The sequence below is a fragment of the Thermomonas sp. genome (assembly GCF_023953935.1).
Lineage (GTDB): Bacteria > Pseudomonadota > Gammaproteobacteria > Xanthomonadales > Xanthomonadaceae > Thermomonas.
On the sequence record NZ_JAMLIW010000003.1, the window covers coordinates 54,392 to 77,947 of the forward strand.

At 67.8% G+C, this 23,556-nt stretch carries 22 protein-coding genes and 1 pseudogene; 12 read left to right on the plus strand and 11 right to left on the minus strand.

The annotated features are described in order from the left end of the window. The first annotated feature begins 123 nt into the window (after window positions 1-123). Both secA and mutT read left to right on the plus strand, forming a co-directional pair. Entirely contained in the window at window positions 124-2,829 is a 2,706-nt protein-coding gene (gene secA / locus M9902_RS04575) for a preprotein translocase subunit SecA (RefSeq protein ID WP_297221360.1), read from the plus strand. A gap of 120 nt (window positions 2,830-2,949) precedes the next feature. Continuing rightward, window positions 2,950-3,324, plus strand: a pseudogene (gene mutT / locus M9902_RS04580) (8-oxo-dGTP diphosphatase MutT); the annotation flags it as partial. Window positions 3,325-3,446: 122 nt separating this feature from the next. Here mutT and coaE read toward each other — a convergent pair. From coaE to M9902_RS04595, 3 genes are read right to left on the minus strand one after another with little or no spacing between them, the layout of a single operon-like run. Continuing rightward, entirely contained in the window at window positions 3,447-4,067 is a 621-nt protein-coding gene (gene coaE / locus M9902_RS04585) for a dephospho-CoA kinase (protein WP_297221497.1), read from the minus strand. Window positions 4,068-4,111: 44 nt separating this feature from the next. After that, window positions 4,112-4,957 carry a pyrroline-5-carboxylate reductase gene (proC, locus tag M9902_RS04590; RefSeq protein ID WP_297175371.1) on the minus strand — a complete coding sequence of 282 codons (846 nt, stop codon included), beginning with the start codon at window positions 4,955-4,957 and terminating at the stop codon, window positions 4,112-4,114. 17 nt (window positions 4,958-4,974) lie between these two features. After that, window positions 4,975-5,670, minus strand: a complete 696-nt coding sequence (locus M9902_RS04595) for a YggS family pyridoxal phosphate-dependent enzyme (protein WP_297175368.1) — start codon at window positions 5,668-5,670, stop codon at window positions 4,975-4,977. 169 nt (window positions 5,671-5,839) lie between these two features. Here M9902_RS04595 and M9902_RS04600 point away from each other — a divergent pair, with 169 nt between their 5' ends. The 5 genes from M9902_RS04600 (at window position 5,840) to M9902_RS04620 (ending at window position 10,360) form a co-directional block, all read left to right on the plus strand. Further along, entirely contained in the window at window positions 5,840-6,877 is a 1,038-nt protein-coding gene (locus tag M9902_RS04600; RefSeq protein ID WP_297221361.1) for a type IV pilus twitching motility protein PilT, read from the plus strand. A gap of 139 nt (window positions 6,878-7,016) precedes the next feature. Continuing rightward, on the plus strand, window positions 7,017-8,147 hold the full coding sequence (locus tag M9902_RS04605) for a PilT/PilU family type 4a pilus ATPase (RefSeq protein WP_297175361.1): 1,131 nt from the start codon (window positions 7,017-7,019) through the stop codon (window positions 8,145-8,147). Between the two features lie 113 nt (window positions 8,148-8,260). After that, the gene (locus M9902_RS04610; RefSeq protein WP_297175356.1) at window positions 8,261-8,827 is read left to right on the plus strand and encodes a YqgE/AlgH family protein; all 567 of its coding nucleotides are present in this window, start codon (window positions 8,261-8,263) and stop codon (window positions 8,825-8,827) included. Window positions 8,828-8,856: 29 nt separating this feature from the next. Further along, entirely contained in the window at window positions 8,857-9,324 is a 468-nt protein-coding gene (gene ruvX, locus M9902_RS04615; protein WP_297175412.1) for a Holliday junction resolvase RuvX, read from the plus strand. Window positions 9,325-9,415: 91 nt separating this feature from the next. Next, complete coding sequence (locus M9902_RS04620; protein ID WP_297221362.1) at window positions 9,416-10,360, plus strand: aspartate carbamoyltransferase catalytic subunit; 945 nt, start codon at window positions 9,416-9,418, stop codon at window positions 10,358-10,360. A gap of 34 nt (window positions 10,361-10,394) precedes the next feature. Here M9902_RS04620 and M9902_RS04625 read toward each other — a convergent pair whose 3' ends face one another. The 6 genes from M9902_RS04625 to M9902_RS04650 form a co-directional block, all read right to left on the minus strand. Then, window positions 10,395-11,030: a DUF1294 domain-containing protein gene (locus M9902_RS04625; RefSeq protein WP_297221363.1), complete on the minus strand. Its 636-nt coding sequence runs from the start codon at window positions 11,028-11,030 to the stop codon at window positions 10,395-10,397. A 5-nt stretch (window positions 11,031-11,035) separates the two neighbouring features. Beyond that, window positions 11,036-12,397, minus strand: coding sequence for a magnesium transporter (gene mgtE, locus M9902_RS04630; protein WP_297175352.1), 1,362 nt, complete (start codon window positions 12,395-12,397; stop codon window positions 11,036-11,038). A 126-nt stretch (window positions 12,398-12,523) separates the two neighbouring features. Further along, entirely contained in the window at window positions 12,524-14,251 is a 1,728-nt protein-coding gene (gene ptsP / locus M9902_RS04635; RefSeq protein WP_297221364.1) for a phosphoenolpyruvate--protein phosphotransferase, read from the minus strand. Beyond that, window positions 14,251-14,520: an HPr family phosphocarrier protein gene (locus M9902_RS04640; RefSeq protein WP_297175348.1), complete on the minus strand. Its 270-nt coding sequence runs from the start codon at window positions 14,518-14,520 to the stop codon at window positions 14,251-14,253. The genes ptsP and M9902_RS04640 overlap by 1 nt, the downstream gene beginning before the upstream one ends. Before the next feature lie 36 nt (window positions 14,521-14,556). Beyond that, a complete protein-coding gene (locus M9902_RS04645; protein WP_297221365.1) occupies window positions 14,557-14,949 on the minus strand; it encodes a PTS sugar transporter subunit IIA in 393 nt (130 codons plus the stop codon). Between the two features lie 80 nt (window positions 14,950-15,029). After that, on the minus strand, window positions 15,030-15,851 hold the full coding sequence (locus tag M9902_RS04650; RefSeq protein WP_297221366.1) for an NAD(P)-dependent oxidoreductase: 822 nt from the start codon (window positions 15,849-15,851) through the stop codon (window positions 15,030-15,032). 59 nt (window positions 15,852-15,910) lie between these two features. Between M9902_RS04650 and M9902_RS04655 the strand changes: the two genes are divergently transcribed. Beyond that, on the plus strand, window positions 15,911-17,839 hold the full coding sequence (locus M9902_RS04655; RefSeq protein WP_297221367.1) for a bifunctional DedA family/phosphatase PAP2 family protein: 1,929 nt from the start codon (window positions 15,911-15,913) through the stop codon (window positions 17,837-17,839). A 76-nt stretch (window positions 17,840-17,915) separates the two neighbouring features. Here the strand turns inward: M9902_RS04655 and mpl are convergent, their stop codons facing one another. Both mpl and M9902_RS04665 read right to left on the minus strand, forming a co-directional pair. Further along, window positions 17,916-19,361 carry a UDP-N-acetylmuramate:L-alanyl-gamma-D-glutamyl-meso-diaminopimelate ligase gene (gene mpl, locus M9902_RS04660; RefSeq protein ID WP_297221368.1) on the minus strand — a complete coding sequence of 482 codons (1,446 nt, stop codon included), beginning with the start codon at window positions 19,359-19,361 and terminating at the stop codon, window positions 17,916-17,918. A 147-nt stretch (window positions 19,362-19,508) separates the two neighbouring features. Next, window positions 19,509-20,087, minus strand: a complete 579-nt coding sequence (locus M9902_RS04665) for an adenylate kinase (protein WP_297175334.1) — start codon at window positions 20,085-20,087, stop codon at window positions 19,509-19,511. Window positions 20,088-20,232: 145 nt separating this feature from the next. Between M9902_RS04665 and M9902_RS04670 the strand changes: the two genes are divergently transcribed. From M9902_RS04670 to M9902_RS04685, 4 genes are all read left to right on the plus strand, one after another. Continuing rightward, window positions 20,233-21,492 (plus strand): 6-phosphofructokinase, encoded by a 1,260-nt coding sequence (locus tag M9902_RS04670; RefSeq protein ID WP_297221369.1) that lies wholly within the window; start codon window positions 20,233-20,235, stop codon window positions 21,490-21,492. A gap of 217 nt (window positions 21,493-21,709) precedes the next feature. After that, the gene (locus M9902_RS04675) at window positions 21,710-22,504 is read left to right on the plus strand and encodes a CsgG/HfaB family protein (RefSeq protein ID WP_297175328.1); all 795 of its coding nucleotides are present in this window, start codon (window positions 21,710-21,712) and stop codon (window positions 22,502-22,504) included. Window positions 22,505-22,684: 180 nt separating this feature from the next. Beyond that, window positions 22,685-23,158, plus strand: coding sequence for a hypothetical protein (locus M9902_RS04680; protein WP_297221370.1), 474 nt, complete (start codon window positions 22,685-22,687; stop codon window positions 23,156-23,158). A 108-nt stretch (window positions 23,159-23,266) separates the two neighbouring features. Continuing rightward, window positions 23,267-23,491 carry a DUF167 domain-containing protein gene (locus tag M9902_RS04685; protein ID WP_297221371.1) on the plus strand — a complete coding sequence of 75 codons (225 nt, stop codon included), beginning with the start codon at window positions 23,267-23,269 and terminating at the stop codon, window positions 23,489-23,491. Window positions 23,492-23,556: the final 65 nt, after the last annotated feature.

The window sequence follows — 23,556 nt, forward strand, 5'->3', positions numbered from 1 at the left end:
CGGACCGCGTCCCGTTAAACTGTCTGGCTTCGCTCGGGACGTGTGCCCGCAGCGGGGCCTGACGTTGTCGCCGCTTCCGATGTCGCGCCGCCAGCGCGCATCCCGCCAAGGACTGCACTTCCCATGTTCAACAGTTTGCTCACCAGCGTTTTCGGCAGCCGCAACGAGCGCCTGCTCAAGCAATACGGCACCATCGTCAAGAAGATCAACGCGCTCGAACCGAAGATGCAGGCGCTTTCGGACGCCGAGCTCAAGGCCAAGACCGACGAATTCCGCACCCGCATTGCTGAAGGCCAGACCTTGAACCGGCTGCTGCCGGAAGCGTTCGCGGTCTGCCGCGAAGCCTCGGTGCGGGTGTTCGGGATGCGCCATTTCGACGTCCAGCTGATCGGCGGCATGGTGCTGCACGCCGGCAAGATCGCGGAAATGCGCACCGGCGAGGGCAAGACCCTGACCGCCACCCTGGCGGTGTACCTGAACGCGCTGGAAGGCAAGGGCGTGCACGTCGTCACCGTCAATGACTACCTCGCCCGCCGCGACTCGGCGCAGATGGGCAAGCTCTACAACTGGCTGGGCCTGTCGGTGGGCGTGATCTATCCCGGCATGAACCATGCCGACAAGGGCCCGGCCTACGCCTGCGACATCACCTACGGCACCAACAACGAATTCGGCTTCGACTACCTGCGCGACAACATGGCGCTGGCGAAGGAAGACCGTTTCCAGCGCGGGCTGAATTTCGGCATCGTCGACGAAGTCGATTCGATCCTGATCGACGAGGCGCGCACCCCGCTGATCATTTCCGGCCCGGCCGACGAATCGCCGGAGCTGTACATCAAGGTCAACCAGATCGTCCCGTCGCTGGTCCGGCAGAAGGAAGAAGAGGGCGAGGGCGACTACTGGGTCGACGAGAAGCAGAAGCAGATCCACCTGTCCGAGGACGGCCAGGAGAATGCCGAGCAGAAGCTGCGCGAGATCGGCGTGCTCGGCCCCGAGGAGAGCCTGTACGCGGCGCAGAACATCCACATCGTCCACCACCTGAACGCGGCGGTGCGCGCCCACGCGCTGTTCCAGCGCGACGTCGATTACATCGTCAAGGATGGTGAAGTGATCATCGTCGACGAGTTCACCGGCCGCACCCTGCCGGGCCGGCGCTGGTCCGACGGCCTGCACCAGGCGGTTGAAGCCAAGGAAGGCGTGCCGGTCCAGCGCGAGAACCAGACCCTGGCCTCGATCACCTTCCAGAACCTGTTCCGCATGTACGCCAAGCTGTCGGGCATGACCGGCACCGCCGACACCGAGGCGTTCGAGTTCGACAACATCTACGGGCTCGAAGTGGTGGTCATCCCCACCAACCTGCCGATGATCCGTGTCGACAACTCCGACCAGGTCTTCCTCAATCGCCCGGGCAAGTACCGCGCCGTGATCCGCGACATCGAAGACTGCGTGCAGCGCGGCCAGCCGGTGCTGGTGGGCACGACCTCGATCGAAGTGTCGGAGCTGCTCAGCAGCGCGCTGGATTCGGCGAAGATTCCGCACGAAGTGCTGAACGCCAAGCACCACGAGCGCGAGGCGCAGATCGTCGCCAACGCCGGCGTGCCCGGATCGGTGACGATTGCCACCAACATGGCCGGCCGCGGCACCGACATCGTGCTGGGCGGTTCGCTGGAAGTGGCGCTGGCCGCGCTGGGCGACGACGCCAGCGCGCTGGACCGCGACCGCGTCAAGAGCGAATGGCAGCAGCGCCACGACGCCGCCATCGCCGCCGGCGGCCTGCACATCATCGGCACCGAGCGGCATGAGAGTCGGCGCATCGACAACCAGCTGCGCGGCCGCTCCGGCCGTCAGGGCGACCCGGGTTCCAGCCGCTTCTACCTGTCGCTGGAAGACAACCTGATGCGCATCTTCGCCGCCGACTGGGTGCAGAAGGTGATGGCGAAGATGGGCCTGAAGGAAGACGACGTCATCGAGTCGCCGCTGGTGACGCGCCAGATCGCCAACGCCCAGCGCAAGGTCGAGGCCCACAACTTCGACATCCGCAAGCAGCTGCTCGAGTACGACGACGTCAACAACGATCAGCGCAAGGTGGTCTACGGCCAGCGCCGGGAGCTGCTGGAAGCCGAGAGCATCCAGGAGAACATCGACGGCATCCGCGAGGACGTGGTCGCCGCGATGGTCGAGAAATTCGTGCCGCAGGATTCGATCGACGAGCAGTGGGACCTGCCGGGGCTGGAAGCCGAATTGCTGGGCCAGCTGGGCGTGCAGCTGGACCTGGTCGGCCTGCACCAGCGGGAAACCGAACTGGACGCCACCGGGATCCTCAAGCACGTGGAGGAGGCGGTGGCGGCGCTGTTCGCCGACAAGGAAGCGCAGATCGGCAGCGACACCATGCGCATGCTGGAGAAGCACGTGATGCTCAACGTGCTCGACCAGAGCTGGAAGGAACACCTGGCGCGGATGGACTACCTGCGCCAGGGCATCGGCCTGCGCGGCTACGCGCAAAAGCAGCCCAAGCAGGAATACAAGCGCGAGGCGTTCGAGCTGTTCACCGAGCTGCTGGAGAAGGTCAAGCTCGAAGTGGTCTCGCTGCTGGCGCGGGTCCGTATCCGCAACGAACAGGAAGTGGCCGAGGCCGAGGCGCAGGAGCGCGCGCGCGCCGAGGCGATTGCCCGACAGTCCTCGTTCCAGCACCCCGAGACCGGCAGCCTGGGCGCCGACGACGAGGCGGCAGACGTCGAGCGTGCGCTGGCGCAGGCCAATGTCGGTCGCAACGACCCCTGTCCCTGCGGCAGTGGCAAGAAGTTCAAGTATTGCCATGGGAAGCTCAGCTGAGGCACGCCTGCCGAAAGTCGGGCGTGTTGCGCGGCTTGGGCGGATCGCCGCGGCGACCGGCGCGGCCGTGGATAGCTTGGGGCAGTGGTTTCGACCCGCCGCACGGGCCGCATTGAGCGCATGAAACGGATCCACGTCGTTGCCGCCGTACTGCGCGACCCGCGCGGACGCATCCTGCTGGCGCGCCGCACCGAAGGGCGCGAGCTGGCCGGGCTGTGGGAGTTTCCCGGCGGCAAGGTCGAGCCCGGCGAAGCGCCGGAGGCGGCGCTGGTGCGCGAATTGCGCGAGGAACTGGGGATCGAGGCCGCGGTGGGCATCGCGGTGGTTTGCGTCACCCATGAAGACACCGACAAGTGCCTGTTGCTGGACGTGCGCGAGGCCAGTTTCAGCGGCCGCCCGCGCGGGCTGGAAGGTCAGGCGCTGGCCTGGGTGCCGCTGCACAAGCTGGGCGAGTATCCGATGCCACCGGCAGACCAGCCGGTGGTGGCGGCGCTGCTGGCGCGTGCTTGATCCGGGAGACGGGAGACGGGAGACGGGAGACGGGAAGCGGGAAGCGGGAAGCCGCTGATTGCAATGACTTCCGGATTCGGGAATCAGGGCGTGGTTCGAGGCCCGCTTCAGCGCCGGACTTCCGAGGCCAGCTTGCGGTACAGGCGATCCAGAGCGGCGATCTGCGGGTCCAACGCTTCGGGCGGTGCTTCGTTGGACAGCACGTCGTCGGCAATGACCAGCCGCTGCGCGCGAGTGGCCTGCGCGGCGAGCATCGAACGCGCCAGCGCCGCGTCGATTCCGTCGCGCTGCTGCAAGCGCCGCAGTTGCGTGTCTTCGGCAACGTCGATGACCAGGATGCGTTGCAGCCAGGGATAGGCTTGGCGCCCGCCGGCTTCGGCCAGCAGGGGGATTGAAGCGATGGCATAGGGCCCCTGCGCCGCCACGCATTCGGCGCGCAGCGCAGCGCGCACGCGCGGATGAATGATGGCTTCCAGCCGTTGCCGTGCCTGCGGGTCGGCGAACACCCGCTGGCGCATGGCGGCGCGGTCGAGGTGGCCGTCCGCCGTCAGGACGCCGGTTCCGAAGGTTCGCACCACTTCGGCCAGCCCGGAAGTGTCCGGCGCCACCGCCGCGCGCGCCGCCGCGTCAGCGTCGGCGATGGCCACACCCAGCGCACGAAAGCGTGCTTCGACGGTGGATTTCCCGGACGCCACGCCGCCGGTGAGGCCGAGGATGAAGGCCGTCATGGGCGGGTCGCTGTGGGCATCGTCATCGCCGTGGTCGTGCGGGGTCAATCGTTGGCAGCTGACAGCTCGGCGCCGCGCAACCGCGCCGCGTGGATGGCGTCGGCAACCAGTCCGCGCAGGCCGCCGGCTTCGAACCGTTCCAGCGCGGCCTGGGTCGTGCCGTTGGGGGACGTCACCCGCTTGCGCAACTCGGCGGCATCGACCCCGGATTCAACCAGCATGCGGCCGGCGCCGAGCACGGTTTGCAGGGCCAGCTGGCGTGCGGCTTCCGGCGCCAGGCCTTCCCGGATGCCGGCGTCGATCATCGCTTCGGCCAGCAGGAACACGTAGGCCGGGCCGCTGCCGGACAGGGCCGTCACGGCGTCCATCTGGGTTTCGTCGTCGATCCAGACCGTCGTCCCCGCCGCCGCCAGCAGCGCCTGCGCCAGCGCCCGCCCGCCGGCATCGACGCCGGGACGGGCGTACAGCCCGGAAGCGCCCGCCGCCAACAGCGCCGGGGTATTGGGCATCACCCGCACGACCCGGATGCCACCGCCCAACCAGCGGTCGATCTGGGCGCTGGTGATGCCGGCCGCGATCGAGATGACCAGCGGCGCCTGCGCCTGCGCCGGCGCGGCCAGCCCCTCGCACACCGGGCGCATGACCTGCGGCTTGACCGCGAACACCCAGGTGTCAGCGCCTTCGACCGCCTGCGCCGATTGCTCGAACACGGCCACGCCGAAGTCGGTCCGCAGCGCCTCGCGCAACGGCAGTACCGGCTCGGCGACGCGGAGCCGCGCCGGATCGACGCCTTGGCGCAGCAGTCCGCCGATCAGGCTGCGCGCCATGTTGCCGCCGCCGATGAAGGCGAGGGATCGGGAATCGGTGATCGGGATCTTGGAAGGGTTCATGGCGGTGTGCGTGATGTTCAGGGCTTGGGCGGGCGCGGACCGAACAGGGCGCTGCCGACCCGGACCATGGTCGCACCTTCTTCGATGGCGGTGGCAAAGTCCTCGCTCATGCCCATCGACAGGGTGTCCAGGTCGGGGTGGTCGGCTCGCAGGGCGACGAACAGGGCGGCCATCGCCCGGAACGCGGCGCGCCGACGATCGAAGTCCGGTTCGGGTGCGGGAATCGCCATCAGCCCGCGCAGGCGCAGGCGCGGCTGGGCGGCGATGGCGGCGGCCAGCGTGGCAACCTCCTGCGGCCTGCATCCGCTTTTGCTGGTTTCATCGTCGATGTTGACCTGGATCAGGACGTTCAGCGGCGCCAGCGCCGTCGGCCGATGGCGCGCCAGCGCGGCCACCAGCTTGGGCCGATCCACGGTCTGCACCCAGTCGAAGGCGCGCGCGGCCAGCTCGGCCTTGTTCGATTGCAGGTGCCCGATCAGGTGCCATTCCAGCCCCAGCGGGCGCAGCGCCTCGATCTTGGGCAGGGCTTCCTGCACATAGTTTTCGCCGAAGGCGCGCTGCCCGGCCGCGGCGATGGCGGCGATCGCCGGCGGCGGCCGGGTTTTCGAAACCGCCAGCAGACGCGCGGCTGGCCTGCCGCGGGCGCGGCTTGCGTTCCCGATCAGTGAGAGAATCCGCGCGAGCGCGGCGCTGGGGTCAGGCGGTGCAGGCATGGGGCTGATTCTGGGCTGGACCGGGGCTGGACCGGGGCTGGATCGTGGCGTGAGCCCGGCGGTTGAACGCGGACGCATCTGGCGCTCATACTGCGCCATGGGTGCCGTGGCGCCAACCGGCGGTACAGTACAGGGAATCCACATCAACTGAACGGCGCGGGGGAAACGCATGGACATTGCCGAACTGCTGGCATTTTCGGTCAAGAACAAGGCTTCGGACTTGCATCTGTCGGCCGGCGTGCCGCCGATGATTCGCGTGGACGGCGACGTGCGCCGCATCAACATCCCCGCGCTCGACCACAAGCAGGTCCACGCGCTGGTCTACGACATCATGTCGGACAAGCAGCGTCGCGACTACGAAGAATTCCTCGAATGCGACTTTTCGTTCGAAATCCCCGGGCTGGCGCGCTTCCGCGTCAATGCGTTCAACCAGAATCGCGGCGCCGGCGCGGTGTTCCGCACCATTCCCTCGGAAGTGCTCACCCTTGAGGACCTCGGCTGCCCGCGCATCTTCAAGGAGCTGATCGAACAACCGCAGGGGCTGATCCTCGTCACCGGGCCGACCGGCTCGGGCAAGTCGACCACGCTGGCGGCGATGATCGATCACATCAACAAGAAGGACTACAGCCACATCCTGTCGGTCGAAGACCCGATCGAATTCGTCCACACCTCGCAAAAATGCCTGATCAACCAGCGCGAAGTGCACCGCGATACCCACGGTTTCAACGAAGCGCTGCGCTCGGCGCTGCGTGAGGACCCGGACATCATCCTGGTCGGCGAATTGCGCGACCTGGAAACCATCCGCCTCGCCCTGACTGCCGCGGAAACCGGCCACCTGGTGTTCGCCACCCTGCACACCAGTTCGGCGGCCAAGACCATCGACCGCATCATCGACGTGTTCCCCGCCGGCGAAAAGCCGATGGTGCGCTCGATGCTGTCCGAATCCTTGCGCGCGGTGATCGCCCAGGCGCTGCTGAAGAAGATCGGTGGCGGCCGCACCGCCGCCTGGGAAATCATGGTGGGCACCCCCGCCATCCGCAACCTGATCCGCGAGGACAAGGTGGCGCAGATGTATTCGTCCATCCAGACCGGCCAGGCCGTGGGCATGCAGACGCTGGACCAGCATTTGCAGGACCTGACCAAGCGCGGCATGGTGAGCCGCAAGGAAGCCCACGATTACGCCAAGGACAAGCGGTTGTTCGAGTGAGGGTGGTCATTGGTGATTCGTGATTCGTGATTCGTAAAAGCCGAGGTTCGATGAACGATCTGGTGGGGATGCGAAGGGCGGTCTGCTCTCTCGAATCACCAATCACCAATCACGAATCCCGGCTCCGCAGGAGCCAAACATGAGCAGCATCGATTTCACCTCGTTCCTCAAGCTGATGGCGCACCAGAAGGCGTCGGACCTGTTCATCACCGCCGGGATGCCGCCGTCGATGAAGGTGAACGGCAAGATCAGCCCGATCACCCAGAACCCGCTGACCCCGCAGCAGTCGCGCGATCTGGTGCTGAACGTGATGTCGCCGCAGCAGCGCGAGGAGTTCGAAAAGACCCACGAGTGCAACTTCGCCATCGGCGTGTCCGGGGTGGGCCGCTTCCGCGTCAGCTGCTTCTACCAGCGCAACCAGGTCGGCATGGTGCTGCGCCGGATCGAGACCCGCATCCCGACCGTCGAAGAACTCAGCCTGCCGCCGGTGATCAAGACCCTGGCGATGACCAAGCGCGGCATCATCCTCTTCGTGGGCGCCACCGGCACCGGCAAATCCACCTCGCTGGCGTCGATGATCGGCTACCGCAACGCCAATTCGACCGGCCATATCATCACGATCGAAGATCCGATCGAATTCGTGCACAAGCACGACGGCTGCATCATCACCCAGCGCGAAGTCGGCATCGACACCGACAGCTGGGAAAACGCGCTGAAGAACACTCTGCGCCAGGCGCCGGACGTGATCATGATCGGCGAGGTGCGCACCCGCGAGGGCATGGACCACGCCATCGCCTTCGCCGAAACCGGCCACCTGGTGCTGTGCACGCTGCACGCCAACAACGCGAACCAGGCGATGGACCGCATCATCAACTTCTTCCCGGAAGACCGTCGCAGCCAGCTGCTGATGGATCTTTCGCTCAACCTCAAGGGCGTGGTGGCGCAGCAGCTGGTGCCCACCCCGGACGGCAAGGCGCGGCGGGTGGCGATGGAAATCCTGCTCGGCACGCCGCTGGTGCAGGACTACATCCGCGACGGCGAAATCCACAAGCTCAAAGAGGTGATGAAGGAATCCGTGCAATTGGGCATGAAGACCTTCGACCAGAGCCTGTTCGAGCTGTATCAGGCCGGCGAGATCAGCTACGAGGACGCGCTGCGGTTTGCCGACTCGTCCAACGAAGTGCGCCTGCGGATCAAGCTGGCCCAGGGCGGCGATGCCAGCACTCTGGCGCAGGGGCTGGACGGCGTGCAGGTCGCCGAGGCGCGCTGATCGCGTTGCGACGGCAGCGGCGGGCCTGCGTCCGGCGCGGGCTTCGCCATCCGGGCTGGCGATCCGGGCCGGATGGTGAGTGATCGCCGTGGCATTGCCTTAGAATGCGGCTCATGGACGCGCACGAACACGGCTTTGGCAACCACCTGCTGATCGCGCTGCCGGCGCTGCACGACGCCAATTTCGAGCGCAGCGTCACGCTGATTTGCCAGCACGACGGCGACGGCGCGATGGGCGTGATCGTCAACCGGCCCTCCGAATACACGATTGGCGAGATCCTGCGCCAGATGGGCGTGGAATGCGGCGATGATGCGCTCGGTCAGCGCCCGGTACTCAGCGGCGGGCCGGTGCATCCCGAGCGCGGCTTCGTCGTGCATGACGGCGGCCGTGGCTGGGATTCCAGCCTCGAAGTCGGCGACGGCCTGTACCTGACCACCTCGCGCGACGTGCTGGAAGCGATGGCGCGTGGCGAGGGGCCGCCGCAGGCGCTGGTGGCGCTGGGCTGTGCCGGCTGGGGCGCGGGCCAGCTCGAGCAGGAATTGGTGGACGACAGCTGGCTGCTGGTGCCGAGCCGGCGCGACGTGCTGTTCGACCTGCCGCTGGCGCAGCGCTGGCAGGCGGCGGCGGGAACCATCGGCGTGGATCTGGTCAACCACGCCAGCCACAGCGGGCACGCGTGAGCGCTGACGAGGACGCACCCAATCCAGCGCTGGCAGTCGCGCCGGCGATCCGCAGCGATGGCACGGTGCTGGGCTTCGACGTTGGCGCACGCCGGATCGGGGTGGCGGTGGGCAACGCCATGACCGGCAGCGCCCGCGCGGTGGCGGTGATCGACGTGCATGCCGCCGGTCCCGACTGGGCCCATGCCGACAAGCTGCTGCGCGAATGGCGGCCTGACGGGCTGGTGGTCGGTGACCCGATGACGCTCGACGGCGGTGACCAGCCGATCCGCCAAGCGGCCCACGCCTTCGCCCGTGCGCTGCGCCTGCGCACCCGGCTGCCGGTGGTGATGGTCGATGAACGCAACAGCTCGCAGGAAGCAGCGCGCCGGTTCGCCGCCGCGCGCGCCGAGGGCCGCAGCAAGCGGCGTGACGCCGACGCCCTGGATGCGGTGGCGGCGGCGGTCATTGTCGAGCGCTGGCTGGCATCGCCGCACGACGGGCAGCCGGTGGGATGATGGCTGCCGATGCCGCTGAAATGCTCCCGGCCGCTCCGGGCCAGGCAGAGCGAACCGGGCCGGAATTTCTGTCCTGTCCCAGCTTGATTCCATGACCTGCATGAACCCACAAATCGACGCCCACGGACGCCTGCACCACCTGCTCGATCTGGCAACCCTGTCGGTCGCCGCCCTCGATGCCCTGCTGCAGCGCGCGCAGGCGTTCGCCGACGGTGCGCAGGCGCCCGCGGCGCTGGCCGGCCAGGCGGTGTGCACGCTGTTCTTCGAGCCATCCACCCGCACCCGGTTGAGCTTCCAGCTGGCGGCGCAGCGGCTGGGCGCGCAGATCCTCAACTTCGACGCCTCCACCGCCTCGACGACCAAGGGCGAGTCCGACCTCGACACCTTCCGCAACCTGCAGGCCATGGGCGTGCGCGGCTTCGTCATTCGGCACAAGGCCGACGGCGCGGTGGCGGCGCTGGCGCAGGCGGCTGCGCCGGGCGTGGCGGTGGTCAACGCCGGCGATGGCCGCAGCCACCATCCCAGCCAGGGCCTGCTTGACATGCTGACCCTGCGGCAGGCCAAGGGCGCGGATTTCTCGAATCTGAAGGTGGTGATCGTCGGCGACGTGAAGCATTCGCGGGTGGCCCGCAGCGACCTGCACGCATTGCGCAAGCTGGGCTGCGGCGAGATTCGCGTCTGCGGCCCGCAGGTGCTGCTGCCTGACGCGCAGACCCTGCATGGTTGCGTGGTCAGCCACGATTTCGACGCGGCGCTGGACGGCGTGGACGCCGTCATGATGCTGCGGCTGCAGCGCGAGCGCATGGTCGAAGGTTTGGTCGAATCGCTGGAGGCGTACCACCGCGATTACGGCCTGACCGAAACCCGCCTGCGCCGCGCCGCGGCGGATGCGATCGTCATGCACCCCGGGCCATTGAACCGCGGCATCGAGATCACCGACGCGGTGGCCGATGGACCGCAGTCGTGGATCCTGCGCCAGGTCGCCAACGGCGTGGCGGTGCGGATGGCGGTGCTGGAGGCGGTGCTGGGCGGCTGAGGGAATCAATGCCCGGATGCGGTGGCTCGCCGGGCTAGGCTGGCAGGGCCAGAGTGCTGATGTTCCATCGTGCATTGAGCCAGACGGCGACGGCGACCAGATTGCAGATAACCATCAGCAGGAAAACGCGCTGATAGGAGCGTTTGCTGGATTTATGCCGGAACAGATGTTGCGCCAGCCAGGCGGCAGGCCAGCCGCCCAGCACTTCGAGCCCATGCAAAATGACCTCAGGTGTACGTTGTCCACCGCGTGAGGCTGATTGCTTGTCTCGCCAGTACGCCACGACAGTGACCAAGTTGATGGTTGCCATATAGACATGCACATGGACGGGCACCAGATTGAGCAAGGTCGCCCATGACCATGTTGCTGCGAATACCGACAACAGTATTGCAACCAGCTTTGACAGGATTGGCCGTTTGCTGCGTTGCAGGGCAGAAGGTGCAGCTTCTGATGATTTGACCTTGGGTGGTCGAGCGTTTCTGGCACGCCATCGCCCGTCTGGCTGCTTGTACGGAACGTACTCAAGCGTGCTCCCGATGGATGGCTGTATGCCACCACAGTCGCGGATATGAACAAACAGGTCCGGCAGCGGGCCACCGTTCGGTTTGATGAAGCCGTAGCTTCCGGCTTCATTCCATTTCGTCAATGTGCCGAGTTCGGTCTTGTCCATTCGCTTCAGCGCAGCAGCACCAGCGTCGCCAGCCCGAGGAAGGTGAAGAAACCCAGCGAATCGGTGAGCGCGGTCAGGAAGATGCCGCTGGCCAGGGCAGGGTCGAAGTGCATGCGCTTGAGGGTCAGCGGGATCAGCACGCCGGCGGTGGCGGCGATCAGCAGGTTGCAGGTCAGGGCGATGAAGATGACCGCCGACAGCCCGGCGTTGCTGAACCAGACCCAGACAATGACCGCGAGCACCGCGCCCATCAGCAGGCCGTTGAGCAGGGCCACGCGCAGTTCCTTCCACAGCAGGGTCATCACATTCGCCGCGCCGATCTGGCCCAAAGCCAGGCCGCGCACCATCAGCGCCATCACCTGGGTGCCGGCGTTGCCGCCGAGCCCGGCGACCATCGGCATCAGCACCGCCAGCGCCACCAGCTGGTCGATGGTGTGCTCGAACTGGCCAACCACGTTGGCGGCGATGAAGGCGGTGCACAGGTTGACCGACAGCCACACCAGCCGCCGGCGCATGGCGCGCCAGACCGGGCTGAACAGGTCTTCGTCCTCGTCGAGGCCGGCGGCCGACAGCGCCTGGTGCTCGGCCTGTTCGCGGATGATGTCGACCACGTCATCAATCGTGATGCGGCCGAGCAGGACGTTGTTGGCGTCCACCACCGGGGCGCTGATCCAGTCGTGGTCGGAGAATTTGCGCGCCACCTCGCCGGCGGTCTCGTCGACGTCGATGGCCGGCTGTTCGTCGTCGATCAGCTGGTTGATCGGGGTGCCTGGTTCGTGGGTCAGCAGCGCTTGCAGCGCGATCCGGCCCACGTACTGGTGTCGCTTGCTCTCGACATAGAGATGGTCGGTGTGGTCGGGCAATTCGCCGCGCAGGCGCAGGTAGCGCAGCACCACGTCGACGGTGGTGTCGGTGCGCACCGTCACCACGTCCGGGTTCATCAGGCGGCCGGCGGTGTCCTCCTCATAGGACAGCACCTGTTCGAGGCGATCGCGGTTCTCGCGATCCATCGATTTCAGGACTTCCTCGATCACCGTATCCGGCAGGTCTTCGACCAGATCCGCGAGGTCGTCGATGTCGAGGTCGGAGGCGGCGGCGATCAGCTCGTCCGGATCCATGTCGGCGATCAGTCCTTCGCGCACCTCGTCGCCGACGTGGACCAGCACCTCGCCGTCGTCTTCGGAATCGACCAGGCCCCACACCACCGAGCGCTTGGCCGGTGGCAGCGATTCGAGCAGGTTGCCGATCTCGGCCGGCGACAGCGTGTTGACCAGCCGCCGCACCGGGCCCAGCCGGCCACTGTCCAGCGCGTCGGACAGCAGGCGCAGCTGGCGCGCAGGCTTGTCGTGGCGGATGTCTTCGGCCATGAGGGAGTTCCGGCGGTGAGAAAGGGCGACTCACGCGGCGGAACGCGCGGACGCCGAATCAAGTGTCCATGGTGGCCGCATTATCCCCTGCATCGGCCGGATCGGCCAGCAGCTGGGTGCTGAAGATCAGTGCTTCGCGCTGCGGTGCGCGTCGAGCCAGCGTTCGATTCCGGCGCGGGTGCGGGCGCGCAGCAGCGCCGGCGCGTCGGCGCGCAGCCGCGTCAGCTCGCAGCCGCGGATGGCTTGCCGCACTTCCAGCAGGTGCGATGGGTGCAGGCTCAATTCGTCCAGCCCCAGCGCCAGCAGCAGAGGCGCGAACGCCGGTTCGGCCGCGATTTCGCCGCACAGCGTGACGGGCACGCCGCGTCGGCGGGCGGTCCTGGTCACATCATGCAGCACCCGCAGCACCGCCGGGTGCAGGGGCGTGTAGAGCGCCTCCAGTGCCTCGTTGGTACGGTCGGCGGCGAGCAGGTACTGGACCAGGTCGTTGCTGCCGATGGCCAGGAAATCGGCCAGCTTGAGGAAGGACGGCAGCGCCAACGCCGCCGCCGGCACTTCGATCATCGTGCCCAGCGGCACCTTGGCGGCGATTTCACGGCCTTCGGCGCGCAGCTCCCGCATGGCGTTGTCCAGCGAACTGCGGACCGCTTGCAGTTCCTCGATGCCCGACAGCATCGGGATCAGCACCCGCACCGGCCCATAGCCCGAAGCGCGCACGATCGCACGCAGTTGGGTGCGCAGCATGCCCGCCAGCGCCAGCGACAGGCGCACGCCGCGCAGGCCCAGCGCCGGATTGGCTTCCTGGCGCAGGGCCAGGCCGGAGCGTTCGGCCTTGTCCGCGCCCAGATCCAGGGTGCGGATGGTGACCATGCGCCCGGTCATCGCCAGCACCACGTCGCGGTAGGCGCGGAACTGGGTTTCCTCGTCCGGCAATTCGCCGCGGCCGAGGAACAGGAATTCGGAGCGGAACAGACCGATGCCGGCGGCGCCGAGCGCGTGCGCCTCGCTGGCGTCGTCGCGGGTTTCGGCGTTGGCCCAGAGCTTGATGTCGACGCCATCCAGGGTGCGCGAGGGTTCGCGTCGCAGGCGGTTGAGCTGGCGGCGTTCCTGGCGCACCTGAGTGACGCGGGCGTGGTGCGCACGCAGGTCGGCGGCGTCGGGTTCGAGGATGACCAGGCCACTGCCGCCGTCGAGCAGCAGCACGTCGCCATCCCTGGCTTTCAGCAAGGCCTGGCTGGCGCCGACCACCAGCGGCAGATGCAGGCTGCGCGCCATGATGGTGCTGTGCGAGAGCGGGCTGCCGGCGGCCGTGACGACCCCGACCACGCCCTGAGCTTGCAGCTGCGCCAGTTCGGCCGGGGCGATGTTGTCGGTGATCAGGATGTCGCCGGAGACGCCGGGCAGGGCGGCCTTGCGGTTGTGCAGCGCGCCGTGCAGGCGTTCAATGATGTGGTCGATGTCGTCGATGCGGCTGCGCAGGTAGGCGTCGTCCATCTCCTCGAACGCCGCGGTGATGCGGTTGCGTTGCAGGCGCAGGGCGTAATCGGCGGAGTAGGGGCCGGTGCGGATCAGGGTGTCGATGCCCGACAGCAGTTCCGGGTCGTCGAGCAGGAGGGCGTGCAGGTCGACGAAGTCGCCCAGTTCGGAGGCCAGTGCGCCTTGCAGGCGCTCGCGCAGGGCGCGCATTTCGGCACGGACCTCGGCAACGGCGGCGCGAAAGCGCGCGATTTCCGCAGCGACAGCGTCCGCCGCAATGGTGCTGACTTCGATCTCCAGTCGGTGCGGCAGCCGCATCCGCGCGCGACCGAGCGCACACCCGCGCGCCGCCGCCACGCCGGAAAGCAGCTGCCGCATCAGCTGTCCTCGTCGAAGCGGCGCTCGAACAGCGCGGCCACCGCGTCGGCCGCGGCCTGCTCGTCGGCACCGTCGACCCGCAGCACCACCTCGGCACCGGGCCCGGCGGCCAGCAGCATCACCCCCATGATGCTCTTGGCGTTGACCTCGCGGCCGCGCACCTCCAGCGTGGCCTGGCTCTGGAATGCCGACAGCACGTGGACCAGCTTGGCGGTCGCCCGTGCGTGCAGGCCAAGTCGGTTGATGATCCTGAGTTCGCGCCGGATCATGCGCGACCCCTGTGGAAGGACGGTGGCGGGCGGGGGTCAGATGTCATCCGTGATGGCTCCGTTGCGTGCACCGGCGGCGGCCACCGCCGGCAGATCGTCCAACTCCAGTTCGGCGTAATTCATCACCCGCATCAGCATGGGCAGGCTGAGCGCGGAGACCCGGCGCACCGGGGTCCCCAGGCGCGAAAGCCGTGCCGCCACGTTGCTCGGGGTGGCACCGTACAGATCGGTCAGAATCAGGACGCCATCGCCCTGGTCCACCCGCCGCAGCGCCGCGCTGGCCTGTGGCAGCAGCGTCGTCGGATCGCCGTCGAACGGCACCTCGAAGGCCTCGCAGGCCAGCGGCAGCTTGTGCAGCAGGCGTGCGGCGACCGCCACCAGCGCGTGGCCGATGCCTTCGTGGGTGATCAGCAGGACGCCAACGGACATGCCGACAAGTTAGCAGACGCGAACGATCCTGCGGAAGCGGGCGCGTGCGGCGCTGGCGGATCTTGTGGCCTGCGCCCGGTTCAGTGCTCCAGATACAGGTCCGGCAGCAAGCGGGCGCTCGGGTCGACCGCATAGCCGGACAGGTCGGTGACGCCGGCTTCGGCCAGCACCTCGTCATCGATCAGGAAATGGCCGGCAAAGCCCCTGGCCTCGCGCGTCAGCACCGCGTGGGCGGCGTCGGCGAGGATGGCCGGATGGCGGCCGTTGCGGCGGTCCACGCCGGGGATCATGTTCAGCGCTTCGGTGGCGATCAGGGTGCGCGGCCACAGCGCGTTGACGGCGACGCCCTTGGGGCCGAACTCGGCGGCAAGCCCGAGGGTGACGAAACTCATGCCCATCTTCGCCAAGGTGTAGGCGGTGAACGGCCCCCACCATTTCGGATCCAGCGAGGGCGGCGGGCACAGGGTGAGGATGTGCGGATTGGCGGACTTGAGCAGGTGCGGCAGGCAGGCCTGTGCGCACAGGAAGCTGCCGCGACTGTTGACCTGCTGCATCAGGTCGAAGCGCTTCATCGGCGTGTCCAGGGTGCCGCGCAGCCAGATCGCGCTGGCGTTGTTGATCAGGATGTCGATGCTGCCGAACGCTTCCACGGTGGCGGCAACCGCGGCCTGCACCTGCTCTTCTTCGCGGATATCGCATTTGATCGCCAGGGCCTTGCCGCCGGCGGCTTCCACTGCGGCCGCGGCGGTGTGGATCGTCCCCGGCAATTTCGGATTGGCGACATCGGATTTGGCGGCGATGACGACGTTGGCGCCGTCGCGGCCGGCGCGCTCGGCGATGGCGAGGCCAATTCCGCGCGAGGCACCGGTGATGAACAAGGTCTTTCCAGCAAGCGTCGTCATGCGTACGTGTCCGTATTGATTCATGGAGAGTGTAGCGCGCAGGCCGTATCCTTTCGCCAATGCACGGCGCCTGGTTCGACAACCTGCTTGCCTGGATCGGCGCCCACCCGGTGGCGGCGGGCGCCCTGGTGTTCCTGATCGCCTTCTGCGATGCGCTGATCATCCTTGGCGCGATCGTGCCGGCGCTGCCGCTGATGATCGCGATCGGGGTGCTGATCGGCATGGACCAGATCGCCGGTCCCTATGCAGTGCTGTGCGCGGCGGCGGGCGCGTTCTGCGCCGATGGCCTGAGCTACTGGGTTGGCCGACGCTGGGGCGATGACCTGCGCGGGGTGTGGCCGTTCCGGCGCTATCCGGGCCTGCTGGAGCGCGGCGAAACCCTGTTCCGCCGCAATGCCAACAAGAGCCTGCTGATCGCCCGCTACGTCGGCGCGGTGCGTCCCTTCGTGCCGGCCATCGCCGGCATGTCGCGCATGCCGCTGTCCCGCTACCTGCGCATCAGCGGCTTCGCCTGCCTGAGCTGGGCGGTGCTGTTCCTGCTGCCGGGCTGGGCGCTGGGCGAAGCCTACGAAGCAGTGGCCGCGGTGGCGGACAAGCTCGCGCTGGCGCTGCTGGGCCTGGTTGCGGTGCTGGCGCTGGTCTGGGCGCTGGTGCTCTACACGTGGCGCTGGTTTGCGCGCAACGCCGATGGCCTGCTGGCGCGCGCGCTGCGCTGGAGCCAGACCCATCCGCGGCTGGGGCGGGTGGTGCGTTCGGTGATCGATCCGGCGCGGCGGGAATCGGTGTCGCTGCTGCTGCTGGCCTGCTGCCTGTTCGGCTTCGCCTGGGCCTGGGCCTGGCTCAGCGGCAGCCTGCTGGCCAGCGGCGGCCCGCTGCGGATCGATCACGAGGTCTTCGCCTTCATGCGCGCCCTGCGCAACCCGCTGGCCGACCGCACCATGGCCACGCTGGCCGCGTTGGGCAGTGCGCCGGTGCTGGGCAGCGCGTTTGGCGGGGCGATGCTGTGGCTGCTGTGGCGGCGGCGCTGGAAGGCCGCGTTGCACTGGGGCGTGGCGGTTGCGGTCGGGTTGGGGCTGACCGAAGCGCTGGCGGCCGTGGTCCACATGCCGCGCCCGCCGACCGCAGCGGCGGGCTTCGGCTTCCCGTCGATCGCCGTCACCATGACCACGGTGGTATTCGGCTTCTTCGCCGTCTTGATCGCCCGCGAGCTGCCGGGCCGGCAGCGGGTGTGGCCCTACCTGCTGACCGGCGTGGCCACGGCGCTGGTCGGCTTCGCCCGCCTGTACCTGGGCGCGCACTGGCTGACCGATATCGTGGGCGGCGTGCTGCTGGGCGCGATCTGGGTGCTGTTGATCGGGATTGCCTACCGCCGCCACAGCGAGCGTTCGTTCTGGATGCCGCCACTGGGCTGGATTTTTTACGGCTGCTTCCTGCTGGCCGCGTTCTGGTACGTGCCGCGCATCACGCCCGCCGTGCTGGCCACCTTCGAGCCGCCGGAGCCGACGCGGGTGCTGGCCGATGCGCAATGGCAGGCGCAGGGTCTGGAACAGGGTCGCAGGCCCTTCGATCTGGAAATCGCCGGCGATCCGGCCCTGCTGCAAGGCCTGCTGGAAGCGCGCGGCTGGAAGGTGCAGGTGCCGATGGATTGGTCGGATGCGCCCGAGCTGCTGGATGAGGACACCCCCCCGACGCAGCGCCCGGTGCTGCCGGTGGCGCTGGAGGCGCGGCCGGAGCGCCTGCTGCTGCGCCGCGCGGTGGCGGGCGGGGACGATCGGATCGAAGTCCTGCGGGTGTGGCCGGCGCCGGCGCGTCTGGACGGTGGCGCGCCGCTGTGGGCGGTGCGCTACGAAACCCTGCACCTGCGGCGCTTGCTGCGCCTGGCCAGCCTGTGGATGCCGGAACCGCCGGCGCATGCGCTGCCTGCGGATCTGGCGAATCTGCCCGACGCTTCGCAAGGCCGGCTGCGGGTGGTTGCGCACCCGCGCTGAGCCGCGCTGGCGGCCAAAGCCTCAAGGCCCTGCCTGTCGCGCGCAGGGCGCGCTCCCACGGGGCGTTCCAACGCCATCAGGCCGATGCCAACGCGGCCAGGAACCGCCGTGGCGCGCCGTCGAAACCACCGTTGGACATGAAGATCACGTGGTCGCCGGCGCGCACGAATGCGCGCAGATGCGCGATCAAGGTGTCGGTATCGGCCACCGCGTCGCCGCGTCCGCGCAGCGCGGCGATCACCTTGCCGGCGTCCCAAGGTAATTCCGGACGGGCGAGGAACACCACCTCATCGGCCAGTTCCAGCGACGGTGCCAGCGCGGCGGCATGCGCGCCCAGCCGCATCGAATTGCTGCGCGGCTCCATCGCCACCACGATCCGCGCCGCGCCCACCTTCGCGCGCAGGCCGGCCAGGGTGGTGTGGATGGCGGTCGGGTGGTGGGCAAAATCATCGTAGACGGTGATGCCATCGTGCGCGCCGATCACTTCCAGCCGCCGCTTGACGCTGTGGAAGCCCGCCAGCGCCGGCAGCACCGCGGCCACGTCGACGCCCACCGCCGCGCAGGCCGCCAGCGCGGCCAGCCCATTGAGCACGTTGTGGTCACCCAGCAGCGGCCAATGGACATGGCCGAGCTCCGTTCCGCGTTGGCAGACCGCGAACGCGCTGCCATCCTCGGCAAATTTACGCGCACTCCACTCGAACGCTGGATCGAAGCCAAAGCGTTCCACCGGCGTCCAGCAGCCCATCGCCAGCACTTCGGCCAGGCGCGCGTCGTGGCCGTTGACAATCAGCCGCCCACGTCCCGGCACGGTGCGCACGAGATGGTGGAACTGGCGCTGGATTGCGGCGACATCGGGAAAGATGTCGGCGTGGTCGTATTCGAGGTTGTTGAGGATGGCGACCAGCGGGTGGTAGTGGACGAACTTGCTGCGCTTGTCGAAAAACGCGGTGTCGTATTCGTCGGCTTCCACAACGAACAACGGTCGGTGCGGCAGCGCCGACACCTCGCTTCCTTCTCCCTCCGGGAGAAGGTGGCGCGTAGCGCCGGATGAGGGCACGTCGACCGGTGAGCCACCCAGCCTTGCCGAAACGCCAAAATCCTCCGCCACGCCGCCGATCAGAAACCCCGGCGCCCGCCCTGCGGCTTCCAGCAGGTAGGCCAGGATCGTGGTGGTGGTGGTCTTGCCGTGGGTGCCGGCCACTGCCAGCACGTCGCGGCCGGGCAGCACGTTTTCGGCCAGCCATTGCGCGCCCGAGGTGTAGCGCCGGCTGGCGTCGAGCACTGCCTCCACCGCCGGATTGCCGCGCGAGAGGGCGTTGCCGACGATCACCTCATCGCAGTCGGGGCTGATGTTGTCCGGCAGATAGCCCTGGCGCAGCGCGATGCCCAGCGTTTCCAGCTGGGTGGACATCGGTGGATAGATGTTCTGGTCGCTGCCTTCGACGGCATGCCCGAGTTCGCGCGCCAGTGCGGCGACGCCGCCCATGAAGGTTCCGGCGATACCAAGGATGTGAACTTTCAAGCCATCTGCTCCAGAGTGAGCGAGTCATGGGCAGGCAAGCCTCGCAAGTCGCTCCCCGATACTCGCTTGGTTGCGAGGCTTGCCTGCCCATGACTTGTAAACGGATGCCGCCGCAGGCCCGTGGCCCACTGGCGGCGAGTGTCCGCGTCAACCAACCTCGTGCCCGAGCCGGATCGCCTCGATGATCCGCGCGAACACCTCGTCCAGCGCGCCTTCGCCATCGACCACGGCCAGCTGGCCATGCTGGCGGTAGTAATCGACCACCGGCGCGGTCTTTTCCTCATAGACGCCGAGGCGGTGGCGCACCGCTTCCGGGCTGTCGTCGGTGCGGCCCTCGGCCTTGGCGCGACCGGCAAGGCGTTCGATGATCTTTTCGTAATCGACGACCAGTTGCACGGCGGCATCGAATTTCTGGCCGAGTTCGGACAGCAGCGTGTCCAGCGCCGCCGCTTGCGCAAGATTGCGCGGATAGCCGTCGAGAATGAAGCCCGTCCTGGTGTCATCCCGTGAAAACCGATCTTTCAGCATCCCCAGCAGGATCTCGTCACTGACCAGATCCCCGCGTGCCATCACTTCCTTGGCCTTCAGCCCCAGCGGGCTGCCTGCGGCCACCTCGGCGCGCAGCAGATCGCCGGTGGAGATGTGCGGCACCTGCAAATGCTCCTTCAAGCGTGCGGCCTGCGTGCCCTTGCCGCTGCCCGGCGCCCCCAACAAAACCAGTCGCATGTGGATTGCTCCCGAATGAACAAGCGGACCCGCACAATGCCGGCTAGCCTGCCCGCAACCGGGCATTGCTTAAACTGGCGAGGTTCCGCAGCCCTGCCACTTTACCGCAGCCGCCCCCGTCGCCAAACGCCCACGGAGTCCTTCCATGCCCCAAGGCACCCTGCTGTACGCTCAAAGCGGCGGCGTCACTGCCGTCATCAACGCCACCGCCGCCGCCGTGCTGCAGGCCGCGCGGGTGCGGCGGGTGCGGGTGCTGGGTGCGCACAACGGCATCCTCGGCGCGCTGCGCGAGGATCTGATTGACGCCAGCGCGCTGGCGCCGGCCGAGGTCAAGGCGCTGTTCCACACGCCCGGCGGGGTGTTCGGCAGCTGCCGGCTCAAGCTGAAATCACTGGACGTCGATCGAGCGAAGTACGAACGCCTGCTGGAGGTCTTCCGCGCCCATGACGTGCGCTGGTTCCTCTACAACGGCGGCAACGATTCGGCCGATACCGCGCTGAAGGTCTCGCGGCTGGCCGAGGAGTTCGGCTACCCGCTGACCTGCGTCGGCGTGCCCAAGACCATCGACAACGACCTGGCGCTCACCGATTGCTGCCCGGGCTTCGGCTCGGCAGCCAAGTACACCGCGGTCTCGGTGCGCGAATGCGCGCTCGACGTGGCGGCGATGGCGGAAACCTCGACCAAGGTGTTCATTTACGAGGCGATGGGACGCCACGCTGGCTGGCTGGCCGCCGCCGCCGGGCTGGCGGGCTCTGGCCGCGATGCCGCGCCGCACCTGATCCTGTTCCCGGAGCGGCCATTCGACGAAGCCGATTTCCTCGCCCGCGTCCAGGCCACGGTCCGGCGCGTGGGCCACTGCGTGGTGGTCGCCAGCGAAGGCATCCGCGACGGTGACGGCCGCTTCATCGACGAGGTGGCCGCCGCCGATGCCTTCGGCCACGTCCAGCTGGGCGGCGTGGGCTCGCATCTGGCAGCGCGGGTCGAGCACGCGCTGGGGCTGAAGGTGCACTGGGCCATCCCCGACTACCTGCAGCGCTCCGCCCGCCACATCGCCAGCAAGACCGACCTCGAACAGGCGCAGGCGGTCGGCCGCGCCGCCGTCGATTGTGCGCTGGCCGGGCACAACGGGGTGATGCCGGTGATCGTGCGCGACAGCGACGCGCCCTACCGCTGGCACATCGACATCGCGCCGCTGGAGCGCATCGCCAATCGCGAAAAGAAGCTGCCGAAAAACTTCATCCGCGCCGACGGCTACGGCATCACCGCCGCCGCGCGCCGCTACCTGAGCCCGCTGATTGCCGGCGAAGCCGCGCCCCCCTACGCGGCGGATGGCCTGCCGGTTTACGTGACACCGTCGCTGCGGTTCGTGAAGCGCCGGCTGCCCCGGTTTGACCCCGCAGGTTGAGGGCGGCCCTGCCACGGCCCGTTGTCGCGCAGGCCCAAAGCCCCGTCCACCGGAACCCTGTAGCATGGCGGCATGCCCCCCGCATGTCCGGGATAGCCCCCCGAATTGCGTTAGTGTTCCATTGACGCAGGAAAGCTGGACGCTGGACGTCCGGCAGCACGCGGACCACGCAACCCGACTGCCGCACCACTATCTGGATTCGATTTCGAGGAACCTCATGAAGAACGTGCTTACGGCCCTGACCCTCGCCCTGACCGTTGCCCTGGCCAGCAGCCCGGCCTTCGCCGGCAAAAACGACCCGCGCGGATCGGCCGCGGGCAGGAATTCCAACAACTCCAATCCGACCCTGGAACACTGCGATCGCACGCTCGGCACCGTCGCCGTCGTGGAGGAACAGGACGGCGACTGGTATCGCTACCTCACCTCCGACCTGCGCCTGCCGTCGACCATCCCGGTCATCCGCATGCTGATCCAGCAGTCCAACTGCTTCGTGGTGGTCGAACGCGGCCGCGCGATGCGCAACATGATGCAGGAGCGCGAGCTGATGAACAGCGGCGAACTGCGCGAGGGCAGCAATTTCGGGCGCGGCCAGATGGTCGCTGCCGACTACACCATCAACCCCAGCATCACCTTCTCGCAAAGCGATGCCGGCGGGATCGGTGGCCTGATTGGCTCGTTTGGCGGCAAGTGGGGCGCGGCCGGCGCCCTGATCGGCGGGCTGAAGTTCAAGAAAGCCGAAACCATGCTGACCCTGATCGACAACCGCTCCGGTGTGCAGCTGGGCATCGCCCAGGGCAATGCCACCAAGACCGACTTCGCGCTCGGCTTCGGCGGCGGCGGCGGTTCGGGCTTCGGTGGTCTCGGTGGCTACACCAGCACGCCGGAAGGCAAGGCGATCGCCGCAGCCTTCGTCAATGCCTACAACAATCTGGTCGTGTCGCTGCGCGAATACCAGGCGCAGGAAGTCGATGGCGGCCTCGGCCGCGGCGGCAACCTGCCGGTCGGAGAGTAAGGCCCAAGCATCCGGCTTGACCGGGCAGGGCGCCTGCGTCCTGCCCGCGCGTGCCGCTGCGGACAGTGTCGGCGTCGCCCGGTGCGGGGTTGCGCCGGTTTCACCGTTTCCGACGAACGGTCGCCCGAGGCGACCGCATCGGCGTATGGTCAAGGGCACTTCCATGCACTGGAGGTGCCCATGAAAATCCGGATCTTGCGAGTATTTGCGGCAGTCCTGTTGTTGTCGTTCGCACTGCCCTCGGTCGCCCAGAACGTCCGCTACGAGCAGCAGGGGACGGCGTATGTCACCGCCGAAGACCAGTGGATCGCCGATCGCCTGGTGGATCAGGCCATCGGCGCCCCGCAGGGGGCGGATGCGCAGGTGGTGTTCTATCGAACCCATGACCAGGTTCCGGGACCCGTTCGGGTGGATGGCGGTGCCGGTCCCTTGGCGCTGCTCGAAAGCGGCACCTGCGTTGCGCTGCGCCTTGTCCCGGGTTCACATGCCTTCGTGATTGACGGCCGGACGGTGACGGTCAGGGTCGAGCCGGGTGAACGCGACTATGTCCGGATCACGAGTGCACCCACCGGGCCCAAGGTTGCCATCAGCAATGCGTTGACCTTCCTGCGCCTGGTGACCGGCAAGCGCGATCCGCTTTACGCCAGCAATTGAGCGCGGGCGTGGGGCCTGCCACCTGCCACGGTATCGCACTGTCGCGATGCCGCAGTTGGCCGTGTCGTGTTTGCAACCCGCACGGCCGCGGCGTGCGATCCTGTCGCCATGCCCGTCCTGCAGATCAAGGCCAAGCCCAATTCCCGTGCGTCGGCCTTGATCCAGCAGGCAGACGGTACATGGCTGGCCCAGCTCAAGGCCCCGCCGGTGGACGGCAAGGCCAATGCCGAACTGGTTGAATTGGTCGCACGGACCTTTGGCTGCGCCAAATCGGCGGTGATGATCAAGTCCGGCAGCGGTGGGCGGCTCAAGCGGGTGGTGATACCGGATTGAATTGCCATGGAATCACCGGCAATCCCGCCTTGGTGGAAGTTCGATAGCGGCCCCGTTCACCCTTC

Coding starts and splice junctions, on each gene's coding strand:
- M9902_RS04625 (WP_297221363.1), bottom strand. CDS start 11,030: ATGGACAAGACCGAACTCGGCACATTGACGAAATGGAATGAAGCCGGA.
- M9902_RS04595 (WP_297175368.1), bottom strand. CDS start 5,670: ATGCCTGCACCGCCTGACCCCAGCGCCGCGCTCGCGCGGATTCTCTCA.
- M9902_RS04600 (WP_297221361.1), top strand. CDS start 5,840: ATGGACATTGCCGAACTGCTGGCATTTTCGGTCAAGAACAAGGCTTCG.
- M9902_RS04610 (WP_297175356.1), top strand. CDS start 8,261: ATGGACGCGCACGAACACGGCTTTGGCAACCACCTGCTGATCGCGCTG.
- M9902_RS04685 (WP_297221371.1), top strand. CDS start 23,267: ATGCCCGTCCTGCAGATCAAGGCCAAGCCCAATTCCCGTGCGTCGGCC.
- secA (WP_297221360.1), top strand. CDS start 124: ATGTTCAACAGTTTGCTCACCAGCGTTTTCGGCAGCCGCAACGAGCGC.
- proC (WP_297175371.1), bottom strand. CDS start 4,957: ATGAACCCTTCCAAGATCCCGATCACCGATTCCCGATCCCTCGCCTTC.
- coaE (WP_297221497.1), bottom strand. CDS start 4,067: ATGACGGCCTTCATCCTCGGCCTCACCGGCGGCGTGGCGTCCGGGAAA.
- M9902_RS04665 (WP_297175334.1), bottom strand. CDS start 20,087: ATGCGACTGGTTTTGTTGGGGGCGCCGGGCAGCGGCAAGGGCACGCAG.
- ptsP (WP_297221364.1), bottom strand. CDS start 14,251: ATGCGGCAGCTGCTTTCCGGCGTGGCGGCGGCGCGCGGGTGTGCGCTC.
- M9902_RS04675 (WP_297175328.1), top strand. CDS start 21,710: ATGAAGAACGTGCTTACGGCCCTGACCCTCGCCCTGACCGTTGCCCTG.
- M9902_RS04655 (WP_297221367.1), top strand. CDS start 15,911: ATGCACGGCGCCTGGTTCGACAACCTGCTTGCCTGGATCGGCGCCCAC.
- M9902_RS04620 (WP_297221362.1), top strand. CDS start 9,416: ATGACCTGCATGAACCCACAAATCGACGCCCACGGACGCCTGCACCAC.
- mgtE (WP_297175352.1), bottom strand. CDS start 12,397: ATGGCCGAAGACATCCGCCACGACAAGCCTGCGCGCCAGCTGCGCCTG.
- M9902_RS04605 (WP_297175361.1), top strand. CDS start 7,017: ATGAGCAGCATCGATTTCACCTCGTTCCTCAAGCTGATGGCGCACCAG.
- M9902_RS04640 (WP_297175348.1), bottom strand. CDS start 14,520: ATGATCCGGCGCGAACTCAGGATCATCAACCGACTTGGCCTGCACGCA.
- M9902_RS04650 (WP_297221366.1), bottom strand. CDS start 15,851: ATGACGACGCTTGCTGGAAAGACCTTGTTCATCACCGGTGCCTCGCGC.
- M9902_RS04645 (WP_297221365.1), bottom strand. CDS start 14,949: ATGTCCGTTGGCGTCCTGCTGATCACCCACGAAGGCATCGGCCACGCG.
- M9902_RS04680 (WP_297221370.1), top strand. CDS start 22,685: ATGAAAATCCGGATCTTGCGAGTATTTGCGGCAGTCCTGTTGTTGTCG.
- M9902_RS04670 (WP_297221369.1), top strand. CDS start 20,233: ATGCCCCAAGGCACCCTGCTGTACGCTCAAAGCGGCGGCGTCACTGCC.